Source organism: Corynebacterium sp. UBA2622 (assembly GCF_002339505.1).
Taxonomy (GTDB): domain Bacteria; phylum Actinomycetota; class Actinomycetes; order Mycobacteriales; family Mycobacteriaceae; genus Corynebacterium.
The window spans coordinates 171,183-191,845 of record NZ_DDJO01000002.1 but is presented as its reverse complement, the minus strand read 5'-3'; the positions used below and the strand labels follow the sequence as shown (position 1 = coordinate 191,845).

General features: G+C 68.9%; 23 protein-coding genes. 17 read left to right on the top strand and 6 right to left on the bottom strand.

Translation table 11 applies throughout. The annotated features are described in order from the left end of the window. Positions 1-39 precede the first annotated feature (39 nt). The 5 genes from B3611_RS01480 (at position 40) to B3611_RS01460 (ending at position 3,493) form a co-directional block, all read left to right on the top strand. Entirely contained in the window at positions 40-411 is a 372-nt protein-coding gene (locus B3611_RS01480; RefSeq protein ID WP_291313307.1) for a hypothetical protein, read from the top strand. A gap of 125 nt (positions 412-536) precedes the next feature. After that, positions 537-1,820, top strand: coding sequence for a DUF445 domain-containing protein (locus tag B3611_RS01475; protein WP_291313306.1), 1,284 nt, complete (start codon positions 537-539; stop codon positions 1,818-1,820). Between the two features lie 56 nt (positions 1,821-1,876). After that, positions 1,877-2,581: a CGLAU_01105 family protein gene (locus tag B3611_RS01470; RefSeq protein ID WP_291313305.1), complete on the top strand. Its 705-nt coding sequence runs from the start codon at positions 1,877-1,879 to the stop codon at positions 2,579-2,581. Between the two features lie 55 nt (positions 2,582-2,636). Next, entirely contained in the window at positions 2,637-2,951 is a 315-nt protein-coding gene (locus B3611_RS01465) for a DUF2516 family protein (RefSeq protein WP_291313304.1), read from the top strand. 5 nt (positions 2,952-2,956) lie between these two features. Continuing rightward, positions 2,957-3,493 (top strand): deoxyribose-phosphate aldolase, encoded by a 537-nt coding sequence (locus tag B3611_RS01460; RefSeq protein WP_291313303.1) that lies wholly within the window; start codon positions 2,957-2,959, stop codon positions 3,491-3,493. Here B3611_RS01460 and B3611_RS01455 read toward each other — a convergent pair whose 3' ends face one another. Genes B3611_RS01455 through B3611_RS01445 form a run of 3 tightly spaced genes read right to left on the bottom strand, consistent with a single transcriptional unit; the run spans position 3,494 to position 5,601 of the window. Continuing rightward, on the bottom strand, positions 3,494-4,273 hold the full coding sequence (locus B3611_RS01455; protein WP_291313302.1) for an LmeA family phospholipid-binding protein: 780 nt from the start codon (positions 4,271-4,273) through the stop codon (positions 3,494-3,496). It lies immediately after the preceding gene. Between the two features lie 8 nt (positions 4,274-4,281). Beyond that, entirely contained in the window at positions 4,282-5,094 is an 813-nt protein-coding gene (locus B3611_RS01450) for a class I SAM-dependent methyltransferase (protein WP_291313301.1), read from the bottom strand. A gap of 15 nt (positions 5,095-5,109) precedes the next feature. Further along, positions 5,110-5,601, bottom strand: a complete 492-nt coding sequence (locus B3611_RS01445) for a DUF2505 domain-containing protein (RefSeq protein ID WP_291313300.1) — start codon at positions 5,599-5,601, stop codon at positions 5,110-5,112. Between B3611_RS01445 and B3611_RS01440 the strand changes: the two genes are divergently transcribed. Then, positions 5,590-6,636, top strand: coding sequence for a UDP-N-acetylmuramate dehydrogenase (locus tag B3611_RS01440; RefSeq protein WP_414646277.1), 1,047 nt, complete (start codon positions 5,590-5,592; stop codon positions 6,634-6,636). The two genes, B3611_RS01445 and B3611_RS01440, sit on opposite strands and share 12 nt — an antisense overlap. A 3-nt stretch (positions 6,637-6,639) precedes the next feature. On the opposite strand, the gene B3611_RS01435 is transcribed toward B3611_RS01440, so the two are convergent. After that, positions 6,640-8,349: a long-chain-fatty-acid--CoA ligase gene (locus B3611_RS01435; RefSeq protein ID WP_291313298.1), complete on the bottom strand. Its 1,710-nt coding sequence runs from the start codon at positions 8,347-8,349 to the stop codon at positions 6,640-6,642. Positions 8,350-8,443: 94 nt separating this feature from the next. On the opposite strand from B3611_RS01435, the gene B3611_RS01430 reads away from it, so the two are divergent. Next, positions 8,444-8,962: an O-acetyl-ADP-ribose deacetylase gene (locus tag B3611_RS01430; RefSeq protein ID WP_291313297.1), complete on the top strand. Its 519-nt coding sequence runs from the start codon at positions 8,444-8,446 to the stop codon at positions 8,960-8,962. Positions 8,963-9,050: 88 nt separating this feature from the next. On the opposite strand, the gene B3611_RS01425 is transcribed toward B3611_RS01430, so the two are convergent. Next, positions 9,051-10,769, bottom strand: a complete 1,719-nt coding sequence (locus B3611_RS01425) for a long-chain-fatty-acid--CoA ligase (protein ID WP_291313296.1) — start codon at positions 10,767-10,769, stop codon at positions 9,051-9,053. A 207-nt stretch (positions 10,770-10,976) separates the two neighbouring features. On the opposite strand from B3611_RS01425, the gene B3611_RS01420 reads away from it, so the two are divergent. From B3611_RS01420 to B3611_RS01400, 5 genes are all read left to right on the top strand, one after another. Further along, positions 10,977-12,071 carry a MinD/ParA family ATP-binding protein gene (locus B3611_RS01420; protein WP_291313295.1) on the top strand — a complete coding sequence of 365 codons (1,095 nt, stop codon included), beginning with the start codon at positions 10,977-10,979 and terminating at the stop codon, positions 12,069-12,071. Between the two features lie 64 nt (positions 12,072-12,135). Next, positions 12,136-13,401, top strand: coding sequence for a D-inositol-3-phosphate glycosyltransferase (gene mshA, locus B3611_RS01415; RefSeq protein WP_291313294.1), 1,266 nt, complete (start codon positions 12,136-12,138; stop codon positions 13,399-13,401). 44 nt (positions 13,402-13,445) lie between these two features. After that, the gene (locus B3611_RS01410; RefSeq protein ID WP_291313293.1) at positions 13,446-14,195 is read left to right on the top strand and encodes a phosphoglyceromutase; all 750 of its coding nucleotides are present in this window, start codon (positions 13,446-13,448) and stop codon (positions 14,193-14,195) included. A gap of 22 nt (positions 14,196-14,217) precedes the next feature. Then, positions 14,218-15,462 (top strand): sensor histidine kinase, encoded by a 1,245-nt coding sequence (locus B3611_RS01405; RefSeq protein ID WP_291313292.1) that lies wholly within the window; start codon positions 14,218-14,220, stop codon positions 15,460-15,462. Then, entirely contained in the window at positions 15,459-16,148 is a 690-nt protein-coding gene (locus B3611_RS01400) for a response regulator transcription factor (protein WP_291313291.1), read from the top strand. Before B3611_RS01405 ends, B3611_RS01400 begins: the two co-directional genes overlap by 4 nt. On the opposite strand, the gene B3611_RS01395 is transcribed toward B3611_RS01400, so the two are convergent. Beyond that, positions 16,145-17,155, bottom strand: a complete 1,011-nt coding sequence (locus B3611_RS01395; RefSeq protein ID WP_291313290.1) for a hypothetical protein — start codon at positions 17,153-17,155, stop codon at positions 16,145-16,147. The two genes, B3611_RS01400 and B3611_RS01395, sit on opposite strands and share 4 nt — an antisense overlap. 12 nt (positions 17,156-17,167) lie before the next feature. Between B3611_RS01395 and B3611_RS01390 the strand changes: the two genes are divergently transcribed. The 5 genes from B3611_RS01390 (at position 17,168) to B3611_RS01370 (ending at position 20,640) form a co-directional block, all read left to right on the top strand. Beyond that, positions 17,168-18,124 (top strand): Ppx/GppA phosphatase family protein, encoded by a 957-nt coding sequence (locus tag B3611_RS01390; RefSeq protein WP_291313289.1) that lies wholly within the window; start codon positions 17,168-17,170, stop codon positions 18,122-18,124. Further along, positions 18,124-19,032, top strand: coding sequence for a hypothetical protein (locus B3611_RS01385; protein WP_291313288.1), 909 nt, complete (start codon positions 18,124-18,126; stop codon positions 19,030-19,032). Before B3611_RS01390 ends, B3611_RS01385 begins: the two co-directional genes overlap by 1 nt. 64 nt (positions 19,033-19,096) lie before the next feature. Continuing rightward, on the top strand, positions 19,097-19,930 hold the full coding sequence (gene proC / locus B3611_RS01380) for a pyrroline-5-carboxylate reductase (RefSeq protein WP_291313287.1): 834 nt from the start codon (positions 19,097-19,099) through the stop codon (positions 19,928-19,930). A 191-nt stretch (positions 19,931-20,121) separates the two neighbouring features. Further along, entirely contained in the window at positions 20,122-20,313 is a 192-nt protein-coding gene (locus tag B3611_RS01375) for a helix-turn-helix domain-containing protein (protein WP_115685382.1), read from the top strand. A 225-nt stretch (positions 20,314-20,538) separates the two neighbouring features. Next, positions 20,539-20,640 (top strand): 30S ribosomal protein bS22, encoded by a 102-nt coding sequence (locus B3611_RS01370; protein ID WP_003855542.1) that lies wholly within the window; start codon positions 20,539-20,541, stop codon positions 20,638-20,640. Positions 20,641-20,663 lie beyond the last annotated feature (23 nt).

Here is a 20,663-nt window from a genome sequence, read left to right as displayed (position 1 = left end):
CTCCCTTGCTTCACCAGCCAAACGAAGGAAACGAGTGACATGGCTTTCACCAACGACTCCGTGGCGGACATCCGCACCGAGTCCTTCCCGGATTACGAGGCGCGCATCGAGGACGCCTACATCGAGGGCTACGACCCGGTCTCGCTGGGTGCGCCCCACTCCTCCCTCCACACGCGCAAGCTGTGGATCGGTCTGGGCCTGATCCTCGCGGCCCTGTTCGGCATCGGTTTGGCAGTCTGGGGCGCCGCTGCCCACCTCTGGGGCTCCGGCTCCCAGGTGGATCTGAGCAACCGCCTCCTCGTGCTCGGGCTGGTGGAGGTGGCGCTGACTCTCATCCTCGGTGTGGTGCTCATCTCCACGGCGCGCAGGGGGTACAAGGAGTACCGCACCCGCACCGGCCGCATCAACTAGCGGTTATACCCGGGGCGCCGCTCACGGCGCGTCGTCAAGCGCCACCCAGCTCCCTGCCCACCCGGCAGGGAGCTCTTTCGTGCCTGGCCGAACCCCGTATCGCCCCGGGCTGCTTTAATCGAGGCATGCCTGAAAACGCTTTTGCGCTTCCCACCCCGAGCAACGAGGAGGAGCGCCGCGCGACGCTGCGCAAGCACAAGATCTTTGTCACCAGCCTTCTCGTGCTGATGGCCGCCATCTTCCTGTCCTGCTCCTGGTGGCAGTCCCGCGGGGAGGCCCCGGTGTGGGTCGGTTACGTGCGCGCGGCGGCCGAGGCCGGCATGGTGGGCGGGCTGGCGGACTGGTTCGCCGTCACCGCGCTGTTCCGCTACCCGATGGGCATCCCCATCCCGCACACGGCCATCATTCCGAGGAAGAAGGACCAGGTGGCGGAGGCGCTCAGCGACTTTGTCGGGGAGAACTTCCTCAACGCGCAGACCATCACGGAAAAGGTCGCGGCCGCGGACGTACCCCGGCGGGTGGGTGGCTGGCTCACGCAACCAGGGAACGCGGAGGCAGTCTCGCACCGCGCCGGCGGATTCATCCAGCGCACCGTGACCGGCATCGACCCGGTGGAGGCCGAGCGCTTCATCCGGGAACAGGTTGTCAGCCGCGCCGCCGAGCCCGAATGGGGCCCGCCGCTCGGCCGGGCCCTCGACGGGCTCATCGCCGACGGCAAGATAGAGCCGCTTGTCGACGACGTCGTCTCCTGGGGCCGGGACAAGGTCGCGGGCATGGAGGGCACCATCGTCACGATGATCGACGAGCGCATGCCCAGGTGGGCGCCCCGCTTTGCCAAGGAGCTGGTCGGCGAGCGCGTGTACCGGGAGATGGTGGACTTCATGGCGGAGGTGGACACCAACCCTGACCACGAGGCACGCCGAGCGATCCGCCGGCAGGTCTCCCAGTTCGCATCGAATCTCAAGCATGACCCCGACATGATCGCGCGTGTGGAGGGGCTCAAGGCCGACGTGCTGGGCTCGCGCGCGCTGGCGGATGTCTCGGGCGGGATCTGGGAACAGGTCTCCGCCTCGCTCGTCGACGCGGCGACGGATCCCGGCTCCGTGCTGCGGCGCAAGATCACCTCGCTCTGCCTGGAGTGGGGCGGCAAGCTGGTCCGTGACCCGGAAGTCCGCGCGGCTGCGGAGGAGAACCTGCAGCGGGTGACCCACTTCGTCGCCGAGAACGGCGCGGGCGAGATCGTCGGCATCATCTCGGAGACGATCCAGCGCTGGGACGGTGAGGAGGCGAGCGAGAAAATCGAGCTGATGGTGGGCAAGGACCTGCAGTTCATCCGCCTGAACGGCACGATCGTGGGTGCGCTCGCGGGTTTGGCTATCTACACTGTCTCCCAGTTACTGTTTTTCTGAGGAAATGACCGGGGCAGCGCTCCCGCGTCCTCCGCCGACAAAAAGGATATTGCATCATGACTTCGGACAACACGCCCCGCAGCGGCGCCGGCACACCCGACGCGAACGACGGCTCGCTCATGGACAGCCTGAAGAGCGCGGGCGAGGCGTGGCTGCTGGCCGGCTCGGCGCTGAGCAACGTCGTCAGCCACTTCGCGCACAACTTCCGGGAGGACCGCGGCGCGGAGGCCCCGCAGGGCGCGCACGCCCTCGGCGGTGCCGCCGACAACGACACGCTGGGGACACAGTTCAAGGCGGCCGTGGAGAACGCGCGTGCCTCCTTCAGCTCCGCGGACAACGACCGCGACTTCCGCGCGGCGGCCTCCTCCTTCGCCACCGATGCCGAGGGCATCCTGCGCGATCTCACCGGCTCGCTTTCCCGCGCGGGTGACGCGACCGTGAACTCGCCGCAGACGGAGGATGCCAAGGCCGCGTTCAGCGACGCCCTCTCGGAGGTTCGGGAGGCCTTCAACCAGGCCGTCGCCGGGGTGCGCAACCGCGCGGAGGAGTCCGACATCGATGCCGAGGGCACCGTCAACGACCTGCGTGCGCGTCTCGAGGGGATGATCGGCAAGGTCAGCGAGCAGTTCAACGGTGCCGGCGGCAGCGCTGCCCGCGACGGCCGCGAGGGCCGCGAGGACAACGTCGTCGACGGTGAAGTCGTCTCGGAGGAGACCCGCGACACCGCCGGAAACCCCGGCGCCGCCGAAACCGAGAAGTAACGCGCCGCCGGGCACCGCCGCGCGGGCCCGGACGGCATCGCAGAAAGAGGTACGTGTGTTTACTGGCAGCCTGGGGCTCGTGGGAACCGTCCTGATGGTCCCCACCCTGGTGCGCAATCTCCTGTTCGTACTCGTCGGCATCGCCGGCGTGGTCGGCGTGGTCCTCGCCGCCACCACCCGGGAGGACGCCTACGAGGCCGGGAGCCGACAGAGCAAGTGGGTCTGGGTGGGGATCCTCGCCCTCGCGTCGCTCGTGTGCCTGTTCCGCTTCCCCTTCGTCGCCTGGTTCGGCGCGGTGGCGGTGGGCATCTACTACCTGGACGTGCGCCCGCAGCTCAACGACATCATTCGCGGCAACTACAGCTGGTAGGCGCCGTGGACGACCTGCAGTGGCTGGCCACCCGGGCGGGGGTTTGCCTCCTCGGGCGCCGGCCGCCTTTTTCGTTTGACGCGGAGGCCGCCGGCGCGGGCGCGGTCGTGGAGCCGACCCACATCACCGCGGCCGCGAGGGCAGGTGTTCCCGTTGTGGCGGTCGCCGGCTGGCCGACGGGCCGCCACCACAGCGTGATCAAGGCCGCGGAGGCACGTCTCGCCACCGAGACGGGGGCGGGGGAGGTGTGGCTCGCCGTGGACGGGGAGCTGGACGGAACCGCTCTGCTGGCCGACATCGTCGCCGTGCGCCAGGCGGTGGCTGCGCCGGCCAGGCTCGGGCTCGTCTACACGGGCGATCCGCCCCAGGCGCGGGCGGCGGCGATGGCCGGGCTCGAGGTCCTCGCGGTTCCCGCCGGCATTGCCCCGCCGGACACCCCCCTCGAGGTCGCGGTGTTCGGGGTGGAACCGGGCGTGGACGCGGCGGTTGCCGCACTGGAGGCCGGGGCCGCGCGGGTGTTCGCCGCGCCGGCAGTGCCCTAGTTACCGGCTGGCCACGGGGGCGGTCTGGGCCATCTTCTCCATGTCCACGTCGTGGCCGGCGAGGGTGACGTTCAGGCCGCCGTCGACGACGGTGAAGTCGCGCACCGCGAGCTCACCCGTCACTGAGTCCTGCATCCCCTTGTCTATCGCACCGGTGATTCCGGCGGTTGCGCTCTCGGGGAGCTGGAACCCGAAAAGCTTGGTGGAGCTGGCATCGAAGGTGAGCCGGTCGCCGTCCATCTTCGGGCGCAGCTCGAGGTCGGCGGCCCCGCCGCTCACCCCGATGGAGAAGGTGCCGTTCTCCGGGTGGGAGGTGACGCTGGAGACGGTGAGCAGGCCGTCGAGAAGCGAGCCCCGCCCGGCACCGGCCTGCTGGAGCGACTGACTGAGCTGCTGCTCGAGGATGACGCGGACGTAGTCGTCGGGGAGCTCGGTCGTGAGGACGAAGTTTTCGGCCACCTGCCGCCCGTTGTTGACGTGCAGGTTGTCCACCCGGATGTCCGCGGCGGGCTGGCCGGTGAAGGAATCGCCGTTGATCGAGAGGGTGGAGGGAGTTTTCATGGCCATGTGGGGGATGGTTCCGCGCATCAGGCCCAGCGTTATGGGGCTCGGGCCGAAGGAGACCTCGGCATCGCGGGCCTGGGAGACATCGGGGTTCTGCGCCGCGATGTCGGTGCGGATCTCGTGGGCCATGTAGGCGCGCAACCCGAACTCCGCCACGAGGAGGAGGACGAGCAGGGCGGCGAGAACTCCGACGACGACTTTCCAGGCTGTCTTCATGCGCAACATCATACGTGCGGGGCCACGGCACCCCAATCGACCGTGAGGGTGTTGTCGCGCAGGGTGCGGCGCAGCGGCGCCAGGGGCCAGCCCCGCTCGCGCAGCTCGGCGTGGGCGTGGGCCCAGCGCACCCGCGGGCCGTGGGGTGCCCAGCCGGTGGCGTGCTCCCAGGCGGCGTCCGCGTCCGTGAGCAGGGCGTGGATTCGCTCCCCGGGGGAGTTGCGGTGGATCAGCACCTTGGGAAGGCGCTCCGCGACATCGGAGGGGCGGGACACGTCGCGGGGGTCCCACGCCAGGGTGAGGGAGAGGGGCCCGGTGGCGTCGAGAAGCACCCACGCCGCGCGGCGCCCGAGCTCGTCGCACGTGCCCTCGAGGAAATACCCTCCCGGCGCAAGGCAGGAGGTGACGGTCCGCCACACCTCGGGGACATCGGCGACGTCGTACTGGCGCAGAACATTGAATGCGCGGACGAGGTGGGGGCGGTATCCGGCGAGTTCGAAGCCGCCGAGTTGGAAGCGGACGCCGTCGCGGGGCGGGAGGACGCGCTCGGGCTCGATCTCCAAGCCCACCACCTCGACGGACGGGTTGATCTGCCGCAGCCAGCGGGCCCACTCAACGGTGGTCGTGTGGGATGCGCCGTAACCGACATCGAGGGCCAGCGGCCGCGGCGACGAGCGGAGCACAGACTGGATGCGGGCGTTATGGCGGGTCCAGCGGTCGGAGCGGCGCAGGCGGTTCTGGCCCGTCGTACCCCGGGTGACCACGCCAAAAGGCCGACCCGGCCCGGCCTGCGCGCGCAGGTTGTGGGCGTGGTCGGCCATGGGGGAGGTGCGGAGCTAGAGGTTCTCGGAGATCCACTGGTCGGTCAGCTTGCCCTCATTGGAGAAGATCTCCTCGAGTGCCTCGCTCACCTTGGGCTCCAGCGCGGCGCCCATGAAGGGGATGTTCACCTTCGCCTCGTTGTCGTAGGCGAGGGTTGTGGTCTCGCCGGCGCCGGTCATGGCGATGGTGCCGGAGAAATCGACCGGCGTGCCCTTGACATCGCCGGTGTAGGACAGCTGGGCACCCTCACCGTCGAGCGCCCCAATGGTGACCACGCGCTTGAGCTTGAGGTCCTGGGAGATCATGGCCTGGGCGGCCTCGGGGAGGATGGACTGCGGAAGGACCTCGAAGAGGGTTGCAGCGTCCCCGGTGAACTCGGCGAGCTGGCCGGGCTCCGGCGAGAGGTTCTCCGCGATGAACTCCCAGTACTCCTTGGTGGTAAAGGCCTTGTGGACCTTCTCAGCCGGGTGGTTGATGGTCACGGTGGTTTCGCTGTGTGCGGTCATGCCCATCAGACTACCGTTGTTGCCGTGTCTAATTCATCTTTCGCCTCGCTGACGACCCTTCGCGTCGGCGGCACCCCCCGCGACCTGATCCGCTGCGCCAGCGCCACCGAGCTCGCCTCCACGGTGGCCGGTCTCGATGCCGAGGGCGCCCCGCTTCTCGTCGTCGGGGGCGGGTCCAACCTCGTCGTCGCCGAGGGCCGGCTGGGCTTCACGGCGGTGCTCGCGGAGAACGGGGGCATCGAGCTTGTCGACGCCCACACCCTGCGCGCCGGAGCCGGCACCGTGTGGGACGACGTTGTCGCCTTCGCCGTGGACAACGGCCTCGGCGGCATCGAGGCCCTGTCCGGCATTCCCGGCTCGGCGGGTGCGACCCCGGTGCAGAACGTGGGCGCGTACGGCGCCGAAATCTCGGACGTGCTCTCCCGGGTCCGCCTCTGGAACCGCGAGACGGGCACCGACGAGTGGGTGCCCGCCGAGTCGCTCGACTTGGCGTACCGCTGGTCCAACCTGAAGTTCACCGGTCGTGCGGTGGTGCTTGAGGTGGAGCTGGAGCTGGAGCCCACCGAGCTGTCCCGCCCCCTGCGCCACCTGGGCGGGGAGCGTCTTCCGCTGGCTGAGGCGCGGGAGAACATCCTGGCCACCCGCCGGGCCAAGGGGATGGTTCTCGATCCGGCGGACCACGACACCTGGTCCGCCGGATCGTTCTTCACCAACCCCGTTGTCGATCCGGAGCTTGCGGACAGCATCGAGGCGACGGTCGGTGAGACGGGGATGCCGCGTTTCCCGCAGCCCGACGGCCGGGAGAAGCTGTCCGCGGCCTGGCTCATCGAGCGCGCCGGGTTTCCCCGCGGTTACCCCGGTGACGGGGCGCCCGCGCGCCTCAGCACCAAACACACCCTGGCGCTCACGAACAGGGGAAACGCCACCTCGGACGACGTGGTGGCGTTGGCCAGGGATGTCCGGGGTGGCGTCGAGAAGCGCTTTGGCGTGACCCTCGTGCCCGAGCCCGTGTGGGTGGGCGTGAACATCGACTAGCGCTTAGTCGTCGGAGAGGCGCTCGAGCAGCTCGGCCTGCACCTCACGGCGGCGGATCTTGCCCATCTGGTCGCGCGGCAGCTCCTCGAAGTGGTAGAAGGTGCGCGGCACCTTGTAGCGGGTGAGGCGCTCGCGCGCGAAGTCCTTCAGCCCCTCCGGCTCCAGCGGGGCGCCCTCGCGCAGTGTGACGCAGGCGACGACATCCTCGGAGCCGTCGCTGCGCGGGCGTCCCACCACCGCGGCGTCGACGACGTCCGGGTGCTGGCAGATCACGTCCTCGACCTCCTGCGGGTACACGTTGAAGCCGTTGGTGATGATGAGCTCCTTGATGCGGGAGACGAGCTTGATGAAGCCGTCCTCGTCCATGAAACCCATGTCACCCGTGCGGAACCAGCCGTCGTGGAAGGCCTTCTCGGTCGCCTCCGGGTTGTGCAGGTAACCGGAGAAGACCTGCGGGCCGCGGGCGACCAGCTCGCCGGACTCGCCGACGGGCCTCTCCTCGTCCGGGTTGTCCGGGTCGATGATGCGGATCTCCGTGTCGGGGAAGGGGATGCCGATGTACCCGGGGCGGCGGTCCTTCGTCTGCGGGTTGCCCACGATGATCGGCGAGGTCTCGGTCAGCCCGTAGCCCTCCACGAGGCGGCCGCCGGTGAGCTCCTCCCAGTCGGCGATGGTCTCCTCGCGCAGGGAGGATGCACCCGAGAAACCGATCTCGATGCCGGAAAGATCGATGTCGTTTTCCTTGGCCTGGGCGATGATGCGCTCGAAGAGGGTGGGCACACCCGGCACGAACGACGGCATGTGCTTCTTCATTGCGCTGAGGATGAGCCCCATGTCCGGCGCGGGCAGCAGCATGACCTCACTGCCGATCAGCACCGTCAGGGTGAGCGAGAAGGTCAGGCCGTAGGCGTGGAAGAACGGGAGAGTCGCCAGCATGCGCTGCCCCGGCTGCTGCAGCTGCTTGACCCACGCCACGCCCTGCCAGGCGTTGCCGTGCAGGTTCTTGTGGCTCAGCTGGGCGCCCTTCGGGGTTCCGGTGGTCCCCGAGGTATAGAGGATGAGCGCCGGATCCTCGGGGCTGAGGGATTCGGGTGCGGAGATGTCCGTGCCGGCGCCGCCGATGGCCAGGCCGGTCAGGGCCTCCCAGGGCACGGTGTGGGTGGACGGGCCGGTCAGCTTGTCCCGCGAGTCGCGCATCTTCTTCACGGGTATGCGCAGGGCCAGCTGCTGCAGGCGCGGCATGGCCTTGGTCATGTCCACGCTCACGACGGTCTCCAGGTCGGTGTCCGGGCGCAGCTTCTCCATCGTGTCGGCCACCTTGTCCCACACGATCGCGATGCGCGCACCGTGGTCCTGGAACTGCGGGAGCAGCTCGGCGGCGGTGTAGAGGGGGTTGTGCTCGACCACCACGGCGCCGAGGAGCTGCACCGCGTAAAAGGCGGCGACGTGCTGGGGGCAGTTGGGCAGCATGATGGCGACGCGGTCACCGGGGCGCACGCCGAAGGCCTTCAGGCCCGCGGCGGCGCCGCGCACCTCGCGGTCGAGCTCGGAATAGGTCTGGCTGCGGCCGAAAAACCACGTCGCGGGCTTGTGGCCGTTGGCGGCGAGGTTGTCCTCGTACATTTGCGGCAGCGTCGTCGTGCCGTATTCGAGGGAGTGGGCCGTCCACTCCGGGTAATACTTCAGCCAGGGCTTGTTATCAGGTGCAGACATGACCACGAGTATATGCCTGTGTGGGCTGGCTCTCACCGCTTTTCAAGGTCGATCGCCGTCACCCGCCCCGGGGTGGCGGCGTACCCTCGGGGCCATGAAACTTTCCGTGGTTCCAGGCGACATCACCACCCAGGCCGTCGACGCAGTGGTCAACGCGGCCAACCACACCCTGCTCGGCGGTGGCGGTGTCGACGGCGCGATCCACCGCGCCGGGGGCAAAGAGATCCTGCGCGAGTGCAGGCAGATCCGGGAGAGCGACTGGCCCGACGGCCTGCCGACGGGCGAGGCGGTGGCCACCGGGGCCGGAAACATGCCCGCCCGCTGGGTCATCCATACCGTGGGTCCCGTGTGGGCGAAGACGAAGGATAAGTCGGACCAGCTCGCCTCCTGCTACCGACGCTCCATGGAGGTCGCCGACGAGATCGGAGCGGCCTCGGTGGCCTTCCCGCTCGTCTCCGCCGGCGTGTACGGCTGGCCCATCCCCGACGCCGCGCGTATTGCGGTGGAGACGGTCCGGGCATACGGGGAGGACCACCCGTCATCGAAGGTGGAGGAGGTGCGCTTCGTGGCCTTCAGCGACACCACGCGCGCGGCGCTGGAGAAGGCCCTGTAGCCGAGCCCGGTCCACCGGAACGCGGATGAACCCCGCCCCGGCCGCGTCAGCGGTGGGGCGGGGTTCATCCTGCCGGGTTCCCGGAACCCTAGGAGTCCTCGCCGACCTTGGTGTCGTCGCCGGCGTTGAGCATGTCCACCAGCGTCTTCTGCACCTCGCGGCGGCGGATCTTGCCCGTCATGTCGCGGGACAGATCCTCGAAGTGGTAGAAGGTGCGCGGCACCTTGTAGGCGGTGAGACGCTCGCGGGCGTACTCGCGCAGGGAGTCCGACTGGATCACCGCACCCTCGCGCAGGGTGACGCAGGCGACCACGTCCTCCGACCCGTCGCTGCGCGGGCGGCCCACGACGGCGATGTCCTCGATGTCCGGGTGCTGCTTCATCACCTGCTCCACCTCGTCCGGGTAGACGTTGAAGCCGCCGGTGATGATCATCTCCTTGATGCGGGAGACCAGGCGGATGAAACCGTCCTCCTCCATTACGCCCATGTCGCCGGTGCGGAACCAGCCGTTGTGGAAGGCGTTCTCGGTGTCCTCGGGCTTGTTCAGATAACCCTTGAACACCTGGGGGCCGCGGGCCACGAGCTCACCGGGTTCGCCGTCGGGCATGGTCTCATCGAGGTTGTCCGGGTTGGCGATGCGCACCTCCGTGTTGGGGAAGGGCAGGCCGATGTAACCGGGGCGGTGGTTGCCGTCCATGGGGTTGGCGGTGAGGATCGGGGAGGTCTCGGTCAGGCCGTAGCCCTCCACGAGGACGCCGCCGGTGATGGACTCCCACTTCTCAATCGTCGACGCGGGCAGCGTGGACGCACCCGAGAAGGAGTTGCGGATCGACGGGTAGCGCTTGTCGTTCTCGAGCGCGCCGTCGGCGATCTTCTCGTAGAGCGTGGGAACACCGGGGAAGAAGGTCGGGGGGTTCTTCTTCAGGGCCATCGAGATGAGGTTCGGTTCCGGGGAAGCGATGAGGATCATCTCCGCGCCGATGCCCAGCGCGAGGCCGTAGTTCAGCGCGAGGCCGTAAACGTGGAACATGGGGAGCACGGCCATGATCTTCTCGGGATCCTTGCCGAGGTCCTTGACCCACTTCAGGCCGCCCTTGAGCACGGCGTTGAGGTTTCCGTGGGTGATCTGGGCGCCCTTCGGCGGGCCGGTGGTGCCCGAGGTGTAGAGGATGAGGGCAGTGTCGTCCTGGGTGATGTCCTCGCAGGGGTGGAACTGCTTGTCGATCATCACCGTCTGCCACGGCATCGTCGCCGCGGCGGGGGCGGAGAGTTTGTCGCGCATCTCCTTCAGCGGACCGACGGGGATCTTCAGCGCCAGGCGGTAGGGCAGCGGCATGGCCTCGATCATGTTGACCGAGATGATCGTCGACAGCGGGGCATTCTGGCGGATGGTGGAGACGGTCTCGGCCGCCTTGTCCCACACGATGGCCACCTTGGCGCCGTGATCCTGGAACTGCGGCAGCAGCTCGGAGGCGGTGTAGAGCGGGTTGTGCTCGACCACGATCGCGCCGAGACGCATCACCGCGGAAAAGGCCACGATGTGCTGGGGGCAGTTGGGCAGCAGGATGGCCACCCGGTCGCCCTTCTTCACGCCGAGCTCCTGGAGGCCGGCGGCGAGGCGGAGCACCTGCTCGTTCAGGTCGGCATACGTCATGGTCTGGCCGAAGAACCACGTGGCCACGCGGTTGGAGTGCTTGGCCAGGTTCCTTTCGTAGAGATCCACGAGGGTATCGGTGCCGAGATCGATCTCGTGAGGTGTCCATGGCGCGTAATGCTGCAGCCAGGCTTTTTCTTCGAAAGCGCCCATCGAGGCTCTCCTTAGTGCTTGTCGACGACTAATTAGCGATCAGTATAGGTAATCCGTTCGTGTTACGTGTCACATATGAATGTGATTCGTGAGGCTCACTACATTGCGGCCCTCCCGCTCCGGTTGCGGGCCCCGGCGGATCGTGTAAGAACTGACTTATCTGTGCAGCACCCGCGCGGTACCGCGCGGTTTCAAGGGGGAAGAAGAATGAACACACCTATGTCCGCGCCCGTTTCCGCGCCTGCGCTCCAGGAGAACCATTCGGGGGTGAACCCGGGGTTGGGCCGGATGCTGGGGGCGGGTTTGGCCCGGGGCCGCGGAGCAGACCGCGAGGGGGGAGCGCACACCGAACCGGATGCGCACCAGGGGCCGGTCCACGGGCTGGACCAGAACACGCTGGTCAACCCTGTCAAGGCCCCGCCGGCGCGGGGGTGGCGCCGCCTGGTCCACTCGGCGACCGGGGGACGGGTCAACCCGGGAGGCTCGGCGAAGGAGCTGCGCGAGGAGCAGCTTGCCGCCGCCATCCGCTCGCCCCTGCGGGGCGACTACCGCATCGCGGTGATGTCGCTGAAGGGGGGTGTCGGCAAGACCACCACGACGGTGGCGCTCGGCGGGGTCTTCGCCGCGGAGCGCGGCGACCGGGTGATCGCCATCGACGCCAACCCCGACCTGGGCACCCTCGCCCAGCGCGCGGTGCCCGCCGCCCCGGCCACGATCCGCGACCTGCTCGCCGCGCCCGACACCTCCCGCTACCCGCAGGTGCGCGCCTTCACCAACCAGGCGCCTTCTCGGCTCGAGGTCATCGGGTCCGAGCGCGATCCGGCGGTGAGCGAAAGCTTCAGTGAGGCCGATTACCGCCGGGCCGTCGACATCCTGCAGCACCACTACAACGTGATCCTCACCGACTGCGGCACCGGGCTCATGCACTCGGCCATGGCGGGCGTGCTGGACCTGGCGAACACGCTGGTGCTGGTCACCTCGCCCGCACTCGACGGTGCGCAGTCAGCCTCCGCCACCCTCGACTGGCTCAACCTGCACGGCTACGACCGGTTGGCAGCGAACGCGGTGGTGGTGGTCTCCGCCTCCGCGCCGGGCAAGCCGACGATCGACATGGCCCGCCTCGTGGAGCATTTCTCCGCCCGGACGCGCGCGGTGCACACCGTCCCCTACGACCGGCACCTCGCCGAGGGGGCGGTCGTCGAGCTCGACCGCCTTGGTGCGCCCACCCTCCGCGCCTACCGGGAACTGGCCGCCACCGTCGCGGCGGACTTCGCCTCCTGGCACCGTCACGCCGCCTGGTGAACGGGTCAGACCGGCAGCCCGGCACCGCCCGTCGCGCACCGGCCCGCGCCCGTAAGGTGGGGGCATGCGCGTCGCGATGATCTCCATGCACACCTCACCGCTCGAGCAGCCGGGCGCCGGTGACGCGGGCGGCATGAACGTCTACGTGCTCAACGTTGCGAGGCAGCTGGCGCGCCGCGGGGTGGAGGTGGACGTGTTCACCCGGGCCTCCCGGCCCAGCCAGGGCACGGTGGTGGAGGTGGAGGACAACCTCCGTGTTGTCAACATCGTGGCCGGGCCCTACGAGGGCCTGAGCAAGGATGAGCTGCCCACCCAGTTTGCGGCGTTCGCCGGGGGCATCGTGCAGTTCACCCGGGCCCACGAGGTCGAGTACGACCTCATCCACTCCCACTACTGGCTGTCGGGGCAGGTGGGATGGCTCCTTGCCGACCTGGCCCGGGTGCCCCTGGTGCACACCGGCCACACGTGGGCCGCGGTGAAGAACGCCCACCGCTCCGCCGAGGACTCCGCGGAGGGGGAGGCCCGCCGGATCTGCGAGCAGCAGCTGGTGGACAACGCCCGCGCCCTGGTGGTCAACACCGACAACGAGAGCGTGGAGCTCGCCCGCCATTACGACGTGGACACCTCCCGCATACGGGTGGTCACCCCGGGCGCGGACACCGCGCTGTTCACGCCCGGCACGAACCGCAACACCGAGCTGGCCCGCCGCAACCTGGGCATTCCCCTGCACGCCAAGGTCGTCGCGTTCGTGGGGCGCCTGCAGGAGTTCAAGGGCCCTCAGGTCCTCATCCGCGCCGTGGGCGAGCTCGCCCGGCGGGAGCCCGAGCTCAACGTCCGCCTGGTGCTGTGCGGCGGGGCGTCGGGAAGCGGCGCGAGCGTGGAGAAGTACCGCTCCCTCGCCCGGGAGGAGGGGCTCGGCGCGCGCGTTCGATTCCTCGGCCCGCGCCCGCCCGAGGAGCTGGTGAGCGTCTACCAGGCGGCCGACGTGGTTGCGGTGCCGAGCTACAACGAATCCTTCGGCCTCGTCGCCGTGGAGGCGCAGGCCACCGGCACTCCGGTGGTGGCGGCGCGGGTCGGGGGTCTGCCCCTGGCGGTGGCGGACGGGGAGACGGGCCTGCTGGTCGACAGCCACGACCCGGGTCAGTGGGCGCGGGCCCTGGGCGAGCTGCTCGACGACAACCCCCGCCGCATGGCGATGGGGGAGGCCGCCGTTGCCCACGCGGCGCGCTTCAGCTGGGCGGCGGCGGGGGAGAACCTCGAGTCCGTCTATCGGGACACGCTGGCCGATTTCGTGCCCGGGACCCAGCGGCGCGACCCCTTCGGAGGGTGAGGGATAGCGCCGCGGCGGGGCCCGGTTCGTGGCATGCTGGATACATGGGTAACGGAAAGTTGATTCTGGTCCGTCACGGCCAGAGCGAGTGGAATAAGTCCAACCAGTTCACCGGCTGGGTTGACGTGGACCTCACCGAGCAGGGTGAGCAGGAGGCGGTCAACGCCGGAAAGCTCCTCGTGGAGAAGGGCGTGCTGCCCGACATCGTCTTCACCTCCCTGCTGCGCCGCGCGATCCGCACCGCCAACATCTGCCTCAACGTTGCGGACCGCCACTGGATCCCCGTGCAGCGCAACTGGCGCCTCAACGAGCGTCACTACGGCAAGCTCCAGGGCCTGAATAAAGCCGAGATCCGCGAGGAGTTCGGCGAGGAGCAGTTCATGACGTGGCGCCGATCCTACGACACCCCGCCGCCGGAGATCGAGGTGGACAACCGCTACGCGCAGACCGACGACCCGCGCTACGCATTCCTCCCGGAAGTGCCCCGCACCGAGTGCCTGAAGGATGTGGTGGAGCGCTTCCTGCCGTACTACGTCGACGTCATCCTGCCCGAGGTCCTCGCCGGAAAGAACGTGATGCTCGCCGCGCACGGAAACTCCCTGCGCGCACTGGTGAAGTACCTGGACAACATCTCCGACGACGACATCGCGGGGCTCAACATCCCCACCGGCATGCCGCTCGTCTACGAGATCGACTCCGAGGGCACGGTGCTCAACCCGGGCGGGACGTACCTCGACCCGGAGGCTGCAGCCGCCGGGGCCGCGGCCGTGGCCAACCAGGGCAACCAGAAGTAGACCCGACCGCGAAGTTTACGGTTTGTCCCCTGTCCTAGCGTTCATCCTCGGCGTGGTGCTCACCGCGCTCGCCGCGCCCCTCGCGCGGCGGGCGGGTCAATGGCGGCTGCGCAAGCGGGGCCAGTCCCGCCCGGACGACTCCCCGGTCTCCACCATCAGCCAGATCCTCCACCTCAGCGTGCAGGGGTCGCCCTCGGGCGTGGCGGTGGTCAACCGGAACGGCCGGGTGATCCTCTCCAACGCCCGCGCCCACGACATGGCGCTGGTGCACGACCGCACCCTCAACCCCCTCGTGTGGCAGGCGGCGGAGGAGGTTTTCGACGACCAGGAGGAGCGCACCCTGGAGCTGGACATGCCGCAGCGAGCCACGGGCAACCGGATCCGCAACGTCCGGGCGCTGGTTAAGCCCCTGACGCTGAACGACAACTCCTTCGTTGTCGCCTACGGTTCCGACGAGTCGGAAAACGTGCGCATGGAGTCGGCGCGGCGTGATTTCGTGGCCAACGTGTCCCACGAGCTCAAGACGCCGGTCGGCGGGATCTCCCTGTTGGCGGAGGCCCTCCTGCAGGATCCGACGGACCCGGAGATGGTCTCCTACTTCGGTACCAAGCTGGTCAAGGAATCGCACCGGATGGGGGAGATGATCACGGACCTCATCGCGCTGTCGAAGTTGCAGGGCGCGGAGGCGCTGCCGGACATGGCGCCGGTGCGGGTCGACGACATCATCGACGATGCCATCCAGCGCAACCAGGTGACGGCGGACGACCGCGAGATCGAGCTGACCCGCAGCATGCCGACCGGCATCTCGGTCATCGGCGACCGTGCCCTGCTCACCGCCGCGGTGTCGAACCTGGTGTCCAACGCGATCAACTACTCGCCGAACAACCAGCCCGTCAGCATCTCGCAGAAGGTGGTGCGCGACGACGTGGTCCTCATCCGCGTCACCGACCGTGGCATCGGCATCGCGCCGGAGGATCAGAAGCGCGTCTTCGAGCGCTTCTACCGGGTGGACAAGGCCCGCTCCCGCTCCACCGGGGGAACGGGGCTGGGCCTGGCCATCGTCAAGCACGTGGTGATCAACCACGGCGGTAATATCAAGTTGTGGTCCCGTCTCGGGACCGGTTCGACGTTCACCATCGAGCTGCCCATCTACACGCCGGAGGCCCGCGTCATCGAGAGCGGGCCGGAGGACCCTGAGTCCGCGTCCGGCATACGCAAGGCCGTGACACGCGTGGCGGGTCGTCGAAAGGAAAAGGAAGAGCAGTGACCAAGATTCTCATCGTGGAAGACGAGGAATCGCTGGCCGACCCGCTGGCGTATCTCCTGCGCAAAGAGGGATTCGAGACGGCGCTCGCCGGCGACGGGCCCGCGGCCCTCGATGAGTTCGAGAGGGGCGATATCGACCTCGTCCTACTCGATCTCATGCTCCCGGGTATGAGCGGCACCGAGGTGTGCCGCCGCCTGCGCTCGGTATCCTCCGTGCCCATCATCATGGTCACGGCGCGCGACTCGGAAATCGACAAGGTCGTCGGCCTCGAGCTCGGTGCAGACGACTACGTGACCAAGCCCTACTCCACCCGGGAGCTCGTCGCCCGCATCCGCGCCGTGCTGCGCCGCGGCCCCGAGGTGGAGGACGAGGAGCCTTACGACGACCAGATCATCGAGGTCGGCCGGGTGAAGATGGACGTGGAGCGGCACACGGTGCTTGTCGACGGCCAACCCGTGCCCATGCCCCTGAAAGAGTTCGACCTGCTGGAATACCTGATGCGCAACGCCGGCCGCGTGCTCACACGCGGCCAGCTCATCGACCGGATCTGGGGCGCCAACTACGTCGGCGACACCAAGACCCTCGACGTGCACGTCAAGCGCCTGCGCACCAAGATCGAGCGCGAGCCCTCGCGTCCGACCCAGTTGGTCACGGTGCGCGGCCTCGGCTACAAGTTCGAGGTCTAGTTCTCCCCGGCCGCGGCCCGGCCCCCGGCGACCACCGTGGCCGGGTGCGCCGAGCGCGCGGATGCCGGCAGGGCGGCCCGGGCCGCGCAATGCGCAGCGAGGACCGCGTACGGCTTTTCGCCGATGAGGGCGGTGAGCTCCTCCTGCATCGTGCGCCACACCGGCTCTCCCGCCGGCTCGCCGGGGGAGTGGCACTCGGGCGCGGCGGTGCACCACCAGTCGAAGTCCTCCCCGCCCCCGCCCCACTGCCGGCGGTGGTACTCGCCGATGGTGGTGCGCAGGATCTCCACTCCGTCGGAGCGCTCCTCCCACTCGTCCTCCCGGGAGAAGGGAACCTGCCAGCACACTTCGGGCTTCGAGCCGATGACGGGCCGGCCCTCCGCCACCGCCCATTGGTGTAGGGCGCATCCGGGCCCGGTTTCGGCGCCGGGGCGGTTGGCAAAGATGCATGCTCCATTGACAACCCGCGTCTTCAGGTGCGGGGTGTCGTCGTCATCGGTGTCACCCGTGCCACCGGCGGCGTCGGCGGGGGCGTCGCCAAGCCCGCGGTCCTCGACCTCCTCAACCCCCTCGGCCTCATCCCACTCGAGCCAGGGTTCGAGCACGGTCGGGTCCGCGTTGGCGAGGTAGGAGTCGACCTCGGCCGGGCGCAGCTGCCAGTACCTGGCGGGCATCTCGGCGACGGAATTGTAGAGGTCGTCACGGTCCGACTCGTCCGACAGGTACGCACCGTGGATGCAGCAGCCCACGGCCGGCATGGACTCGTCGATGCCGAGGCACTGCGGGGTACCGAAGCGGCACGTCCAGGTGGACTCGGCCCAGGTCAGGTCGATGCTGAAGTAGTGCGTGGGGTCGTCCGGGTGGACGAACTCGAACCATTCGCGCGGGAAATCCGGCGGGACCTCGCGGCCCGCGAGAATCGATTTGCCCGCCGGGGAGGCGGCCGGGAAACCGAGGAACACGGGCTTTGCCGATGGTTGATTCACACCTGAGTACGGTAGACCCATTATTCTGGGGGCGTGCGACTAGGTGTATTAGATGTTGGCAGCAATACCGTCCATCTCGTGGCGGTTGACGCCCGCAGCGGCGGGCGGCCGACCCCGATGAGCGACTGGAAGCAGCCGCTCCGGCTCGTCGAGCTGCTGGACAAGCACGGCAACATCGAGGACAAGGGCGTCGACCGGCTCATCGACACCGTCGGCGAGGCCAAGGACCTCGCGGAAAACCTCAGGTGCGAGGAGTTCCTGGCCTTCGCCACCTCCGCCGTGCGCTCCGCCACGAACTCCGCCGACGTGCTCAAGAAGGTGGAGAAGAGCACCGGGGTGAAGCTGGCGATCCTCTCGGGCGTGGAGGAGGCGCGCCTGACCTTCCTGGCGGCGCGGCGCTGGCACGGGTGGTCCGCCGGGCGGATCACCAACCTCGACATCGGCGGCGGGTCGCTCGAGCTGTCGAGTGGAATGGAGGAAACGCCTGATCTCGCCTTCTCCCTGGACCTCGGCGCCGGTAGGTTGACCCACCAGTGGTTCGACACGGATCCGCCGGAGCGCAAGAAGATCAACATGCTGCGCGACTTCATCGATGCCGAGCTCGCCGGGCCCGCCGAGGCTTTCCGGGCGATGGGGGAGCCCGGCCTGGCCGTGGGGACGTCGAAAACCTTCCGCTCCCTCGCCCGTCTCACGGGCGCAGCGCCCTCCTCGGCCGGGCCCTTCGTGCGCCGCACGCTGACCGCGCCGGGCCTGCGCCAGCTCATCGCGTTCATCTCGCGGATGACCGCGGCGGACCGCGCCGAGCTGGAGGGAATCAGCGCCGACAGGTCCCACCAGATCGTTGCGGGTGCCCTGGTAGCGGAAGCGGCGATGCGGGCGCTTAATCTTGATAAGTTGGATATCTGCCCGTGGGCGTTGCGCGAAGGCGTGATTCTGCGGTGGATGGATCAGGGACATGATCAGGGACACGACCAAGGAGATGACAACTGATGTCTGAGGACAAGCAACTCACCGTTGCCGAGCTCCTTGCACGGACTGAGGGGAAGAACCCCGGTGCAGGACAGCCCCGTCCCCGCCGCCGCCGCAGCCTGGAGGAGGGTGGCGTCTCCGTCGCGGAGCTGACGGGGTCGATCAAGAAGGTGGAGGCGCGGCCGCCGGAGGTCAAGCACTCGAATGTGCCCATCGACGCTCCCGCGGAGCCGAACCGGGCCTCGACGGCCGGGACCACCGGGGCGAAGGCTCCGGCGACTCCGGGAAAGGGCGCAGCCGCCACGGCGGAGAAGCCGGCGGCGCCGGTGACCGTCGTCAAGCCTGCGGCGGCACCCGTCTCCCGGCCCGTGAAGCCCGCAGCCGAGGACACCGCCGAGATCCGCCGCGTGGAGGCCCAACCGGCGCAGAAGCCGGCCGCCGGCTCCTCGCGCCTGGCCGCGCGCCCGGCCGGGGAGACCGGGGTCATCCCCGCGGTCCGGCCCGAACCGTCCCGCCCTGCGGAGCGCGGGGAGGTGGAGGCCGCCGAGGTCCCCGAGGCCCCCGCGACTCCCGGGAGCACCCGGGACGTCGACCGCCGCGACGATGCCGCTGACGCGGCAGACCTCGCGGACCCCCGCGGGCGTGAGGTGGCCGCGGACGAGGTGGCGGAGGACGATTCCGCGCTGAACCCCATCATGCTCGTGCTGCTGGTTTTCGCCGGTGTAATCGTGGGCATCCTCGGGTTCCTCGCCTTCCAGTGGGTGTGGGCGCACATGAAGACGGTGGTCGCCGCGATCCTCGCTCTCGCCGCAGTCCTCGCGGTCATCTTCGGTGTGCGCGCGATGCGCACCGGCCGGGACACCCTCACCACGGTTCTGGCGGGTGTCGCCGGTGCGGTGATGGCCTTCGGCCCTGCGCTCATCGTCTAGCGCGCGGAACGCCCAGCACCCTTCAACCCCGGGGTTGCCACCGTTTTGTGGCACCCTGGGGTTCATGACTTCCACCCCCGATTTCTCCGCAGACAAGATCGCCGTCATCGGTGCCGGCAACATTGGTGAAGCCCTCATTTCGGGGCTCATCGCCGCCGGCGTGGAACCCCTGCGCATCACGGCCACCAACCGGAGCCGGGAGCGCGGCGCGGAGCTCCAGGAGCGCTACGGCGTGGTCACCACGGACGACAACAACGAGGCCGCCGTCGACGCCGACGTCTGCTTCCTCTGCGTCAAGCCCCCCCAGATCCTCGCGGTGATCGAGGAGATCAGCGGGACGGTGGCGAAGAACGAGGTCCCCACTGCTCTCGTCTCCATGGCTGCCGGCGTGACAATCGCCGCGATGGAGGCCGCCGCCTCCGCGGCCGGCACGCCCATCGCCCGGGTCATGCCCAACACCCCGATGTTGGTGGGCCGGGGCGTGCACGTCGCCGCCTTCGGGCGCTTCGTGGAGGAGGGGCAGCAGGAGGTGATCAGCCGCATGCTCGCCTCCACGGGCACCGTGGTAGAGCTCGACGAAGCTCTCATGGACGCCGCGACGGCCCTGTCCGGTTCGGGGCCGGCGTACTACTTCCTCATGACGGAGGCACTTGTCGACGCCGGGGTCGCCCTCGGGCTCCCGCGGGAGACCGCCACCCGGCTTGCGGTGGCCACTGCGGCGGGCGCCGGTGAGATGCTCGCCGGGGACACGCCCCCGGAGCAGCTGCGCCACGCCGTATGCTCCCCGGGCGGGACCACCGCGGTGGCGGTGCGCGAGCTGGAGGAGTCGGGCCTGCGCGGCAGCCTGTACCGGGCAACGGAGGGGTGCGCCCGCCGGGCCCGGGAGCTCGGCAAATAGAGGGCTGCGCCCCAGCAGGCCCGCCGAGTCACACCAGTGCCGACGTGTTTACTGGCTGAACTCTGAAAAAATTTTGGCACTTGGGTCGCAACCCGCCCACCGTTCACGCTAGGCTGGTTCCAGCACGTGCGTGTTCGTCCTGTGGGAGGGGAAGCCTACAGCGCGACCGTGCTTGAAGGGTTAACTGATTTATGGCTAACGAAGAAAAGGGTAAGTTCCTCACGGTTGCCGAGGTCGCGGAGATCATGCGCGTATCCAAAATGACCGTGTACCGCCTCGTTCACTCCGGTGAGCTCCCCGCCGTGCGCGTGGGACGTTCCTTCCGGGTCAACGAGACGGCTGTGAACGACTACCTCGACTCGTCCGTGTACGACGTCGGGTAAGTTTCGCCCGCATTACGAGCCGCGCCGCCCTCCCGCCTTCCCGCGGGCAGGGCGGCGCGGTTTTTGGTCTGCCCCGCCACGGGCGCTATGCTGGGAACATTCATGCCGGTGACGGTACGGGTGGGGCGAGTGTGCACCTCCCCCGCCCCGCGCGCAGCGTCAGCGTCGCGCGACCACTGCCGGCCGGCAGGACTGTACGTACAACGATGGAAACGAGGAAACCTCATGGGTTCAGTGATCAAGAAGCGCCGCAAGCGCATGTCGAAGAAGAAGCACCGCAAGATGCTCCGCCGCACCCGCGTGCAGCGTCGTAAGCTCGGCAAGTAAAGCCGCGCCGAAGGCCCGCATCC

What these genes read in the sequence shown, in the direction of transcription:
- B3611_RS01480 (WP_291313307.1), top strand. Translation starts at nt 40, where the DNA reads ATGGCTTTCACCAACGACTCCGTGGCGGACATCCGCACCGAGTCCTTC.
- B3611_RS01375 (WP_115685382.1), top strand. Translation starts at nt 20,122, where the DNA reads ATGGCTAACGAAGAAAAGGGTAAGTTCCTCACGGTTGCCGAGGTCGCG.
- B3611_RS01410 (WP_291313293.1), top strand. Translation starts at nt 13,446, where the DNA reads ATGGGTAACGGAAAGTTGATTCTGGTCCGTCACGGCCAGAGCGAGTGG.
- B3611_RS01435 (WP_291313298.1), bottom strand. Translation starts at nt 8,349, where the DNA reads ATGTCTGCACCTGATAACAAGCCCTGGCTGAAGTATTACCCGGAGTGG.
- B3611_RS01395 (WP_291313290.1), bottom strand. Translation starts at nt 17,155, where the DNA reads ATGGGTCTACCGTACTCAGGTGTGAATCAACCATCGGCAAAGCCCGTG.
- B3611_RS01430 (WP_291313297.1), top strand. Translation starts at nt 8,444, where the DNA reads ATGAAACTTTCCGTGGTTCCAGGCGACATCACCACCCAGGCCGTCGAC.
- B3611_RS01425 (WP_291313296.1), bottom strand. Translation starts at nt 10,769, where the DNA reads ATGGGCGCTTTCGAAGAAAAAGCCTGGCTGCAGCATTACGCGCCATGG.
- proC (WP_291313287.1), top strand. Translation starts at nt 19,097, where the DNA reads ATGACTTCCACCCCCGATTTCTCCGCAGACAAGATCGCCGTCATCGGT.
- B3611_RS01385 (WP_291313288.1), top strand. Translation starts at nt 18,124, where the DNA reads ATGTCTGAGGACAAGCAACTCACCGTTGCCGAGCTCCTTGCACGGACT.
- B3611_RS01475 (WP_291313306.1), top strand. Translation starts at nt 537, where the DNA reads ATGCCTGAAAACGCTTTTGCGCTTCCCACCCCGAGCAACGAGGAGGAG.
- B3611_RS01420 (WP_291313295.1), top strand. Translation starts at nt 10,977, where the DNA reads ATGAACACACCTATGTCCGCGCCCGTTTCCGCGCCTGCGCTCCAGGAG.
- B3611_RS01445 (WP_291313300.1), bottom strand. Translation starts at nt 5,601, where the DNA reads ATGACCGCACACAGCGAAACCACCGTGACCATCAACCACCCGGCTGAG.
- mshA (WP_291313294.1), top strand. Translation starts at nt 12,136, where the DNA reads ATGCGCGTCGCGATGATCTCCATGCACACCTCACCGCTCGAGCAGCCG.
- B3611_RS01470 (WP_291313305.1), top strand. Translation starts at nt 1,877, where the DNA reads ATGACTTCGGACAACACGCCCCGCAGCGGCGCCGGCACACCCGACGCG.
- B3611_RS01450 (WP_291313301.1), bottom strand. Translation starts at nt 5,094, where the DNA reads ATGGCCGACCACGCCCACAACCTGCGCGCGCAGGCCGGGCCGGGTCGG.
- B3611_RS01455 (WP_291313302.1), bottom strand. Translation starts at nt 4,273, where the DNA reads ATGAAGACAGCCTGGAAAGTCGTCGTCGGAGTTCTCGCCGCCCTGCTC.
- B3611_RS01370 (WP_003855542.1), top strand. Translation starts at nt 20,539, where the DNA reads ATGGGTTCAGTGATCAAGAAGCGCCGCAAGCGCATGTCGAAGAAGAAG.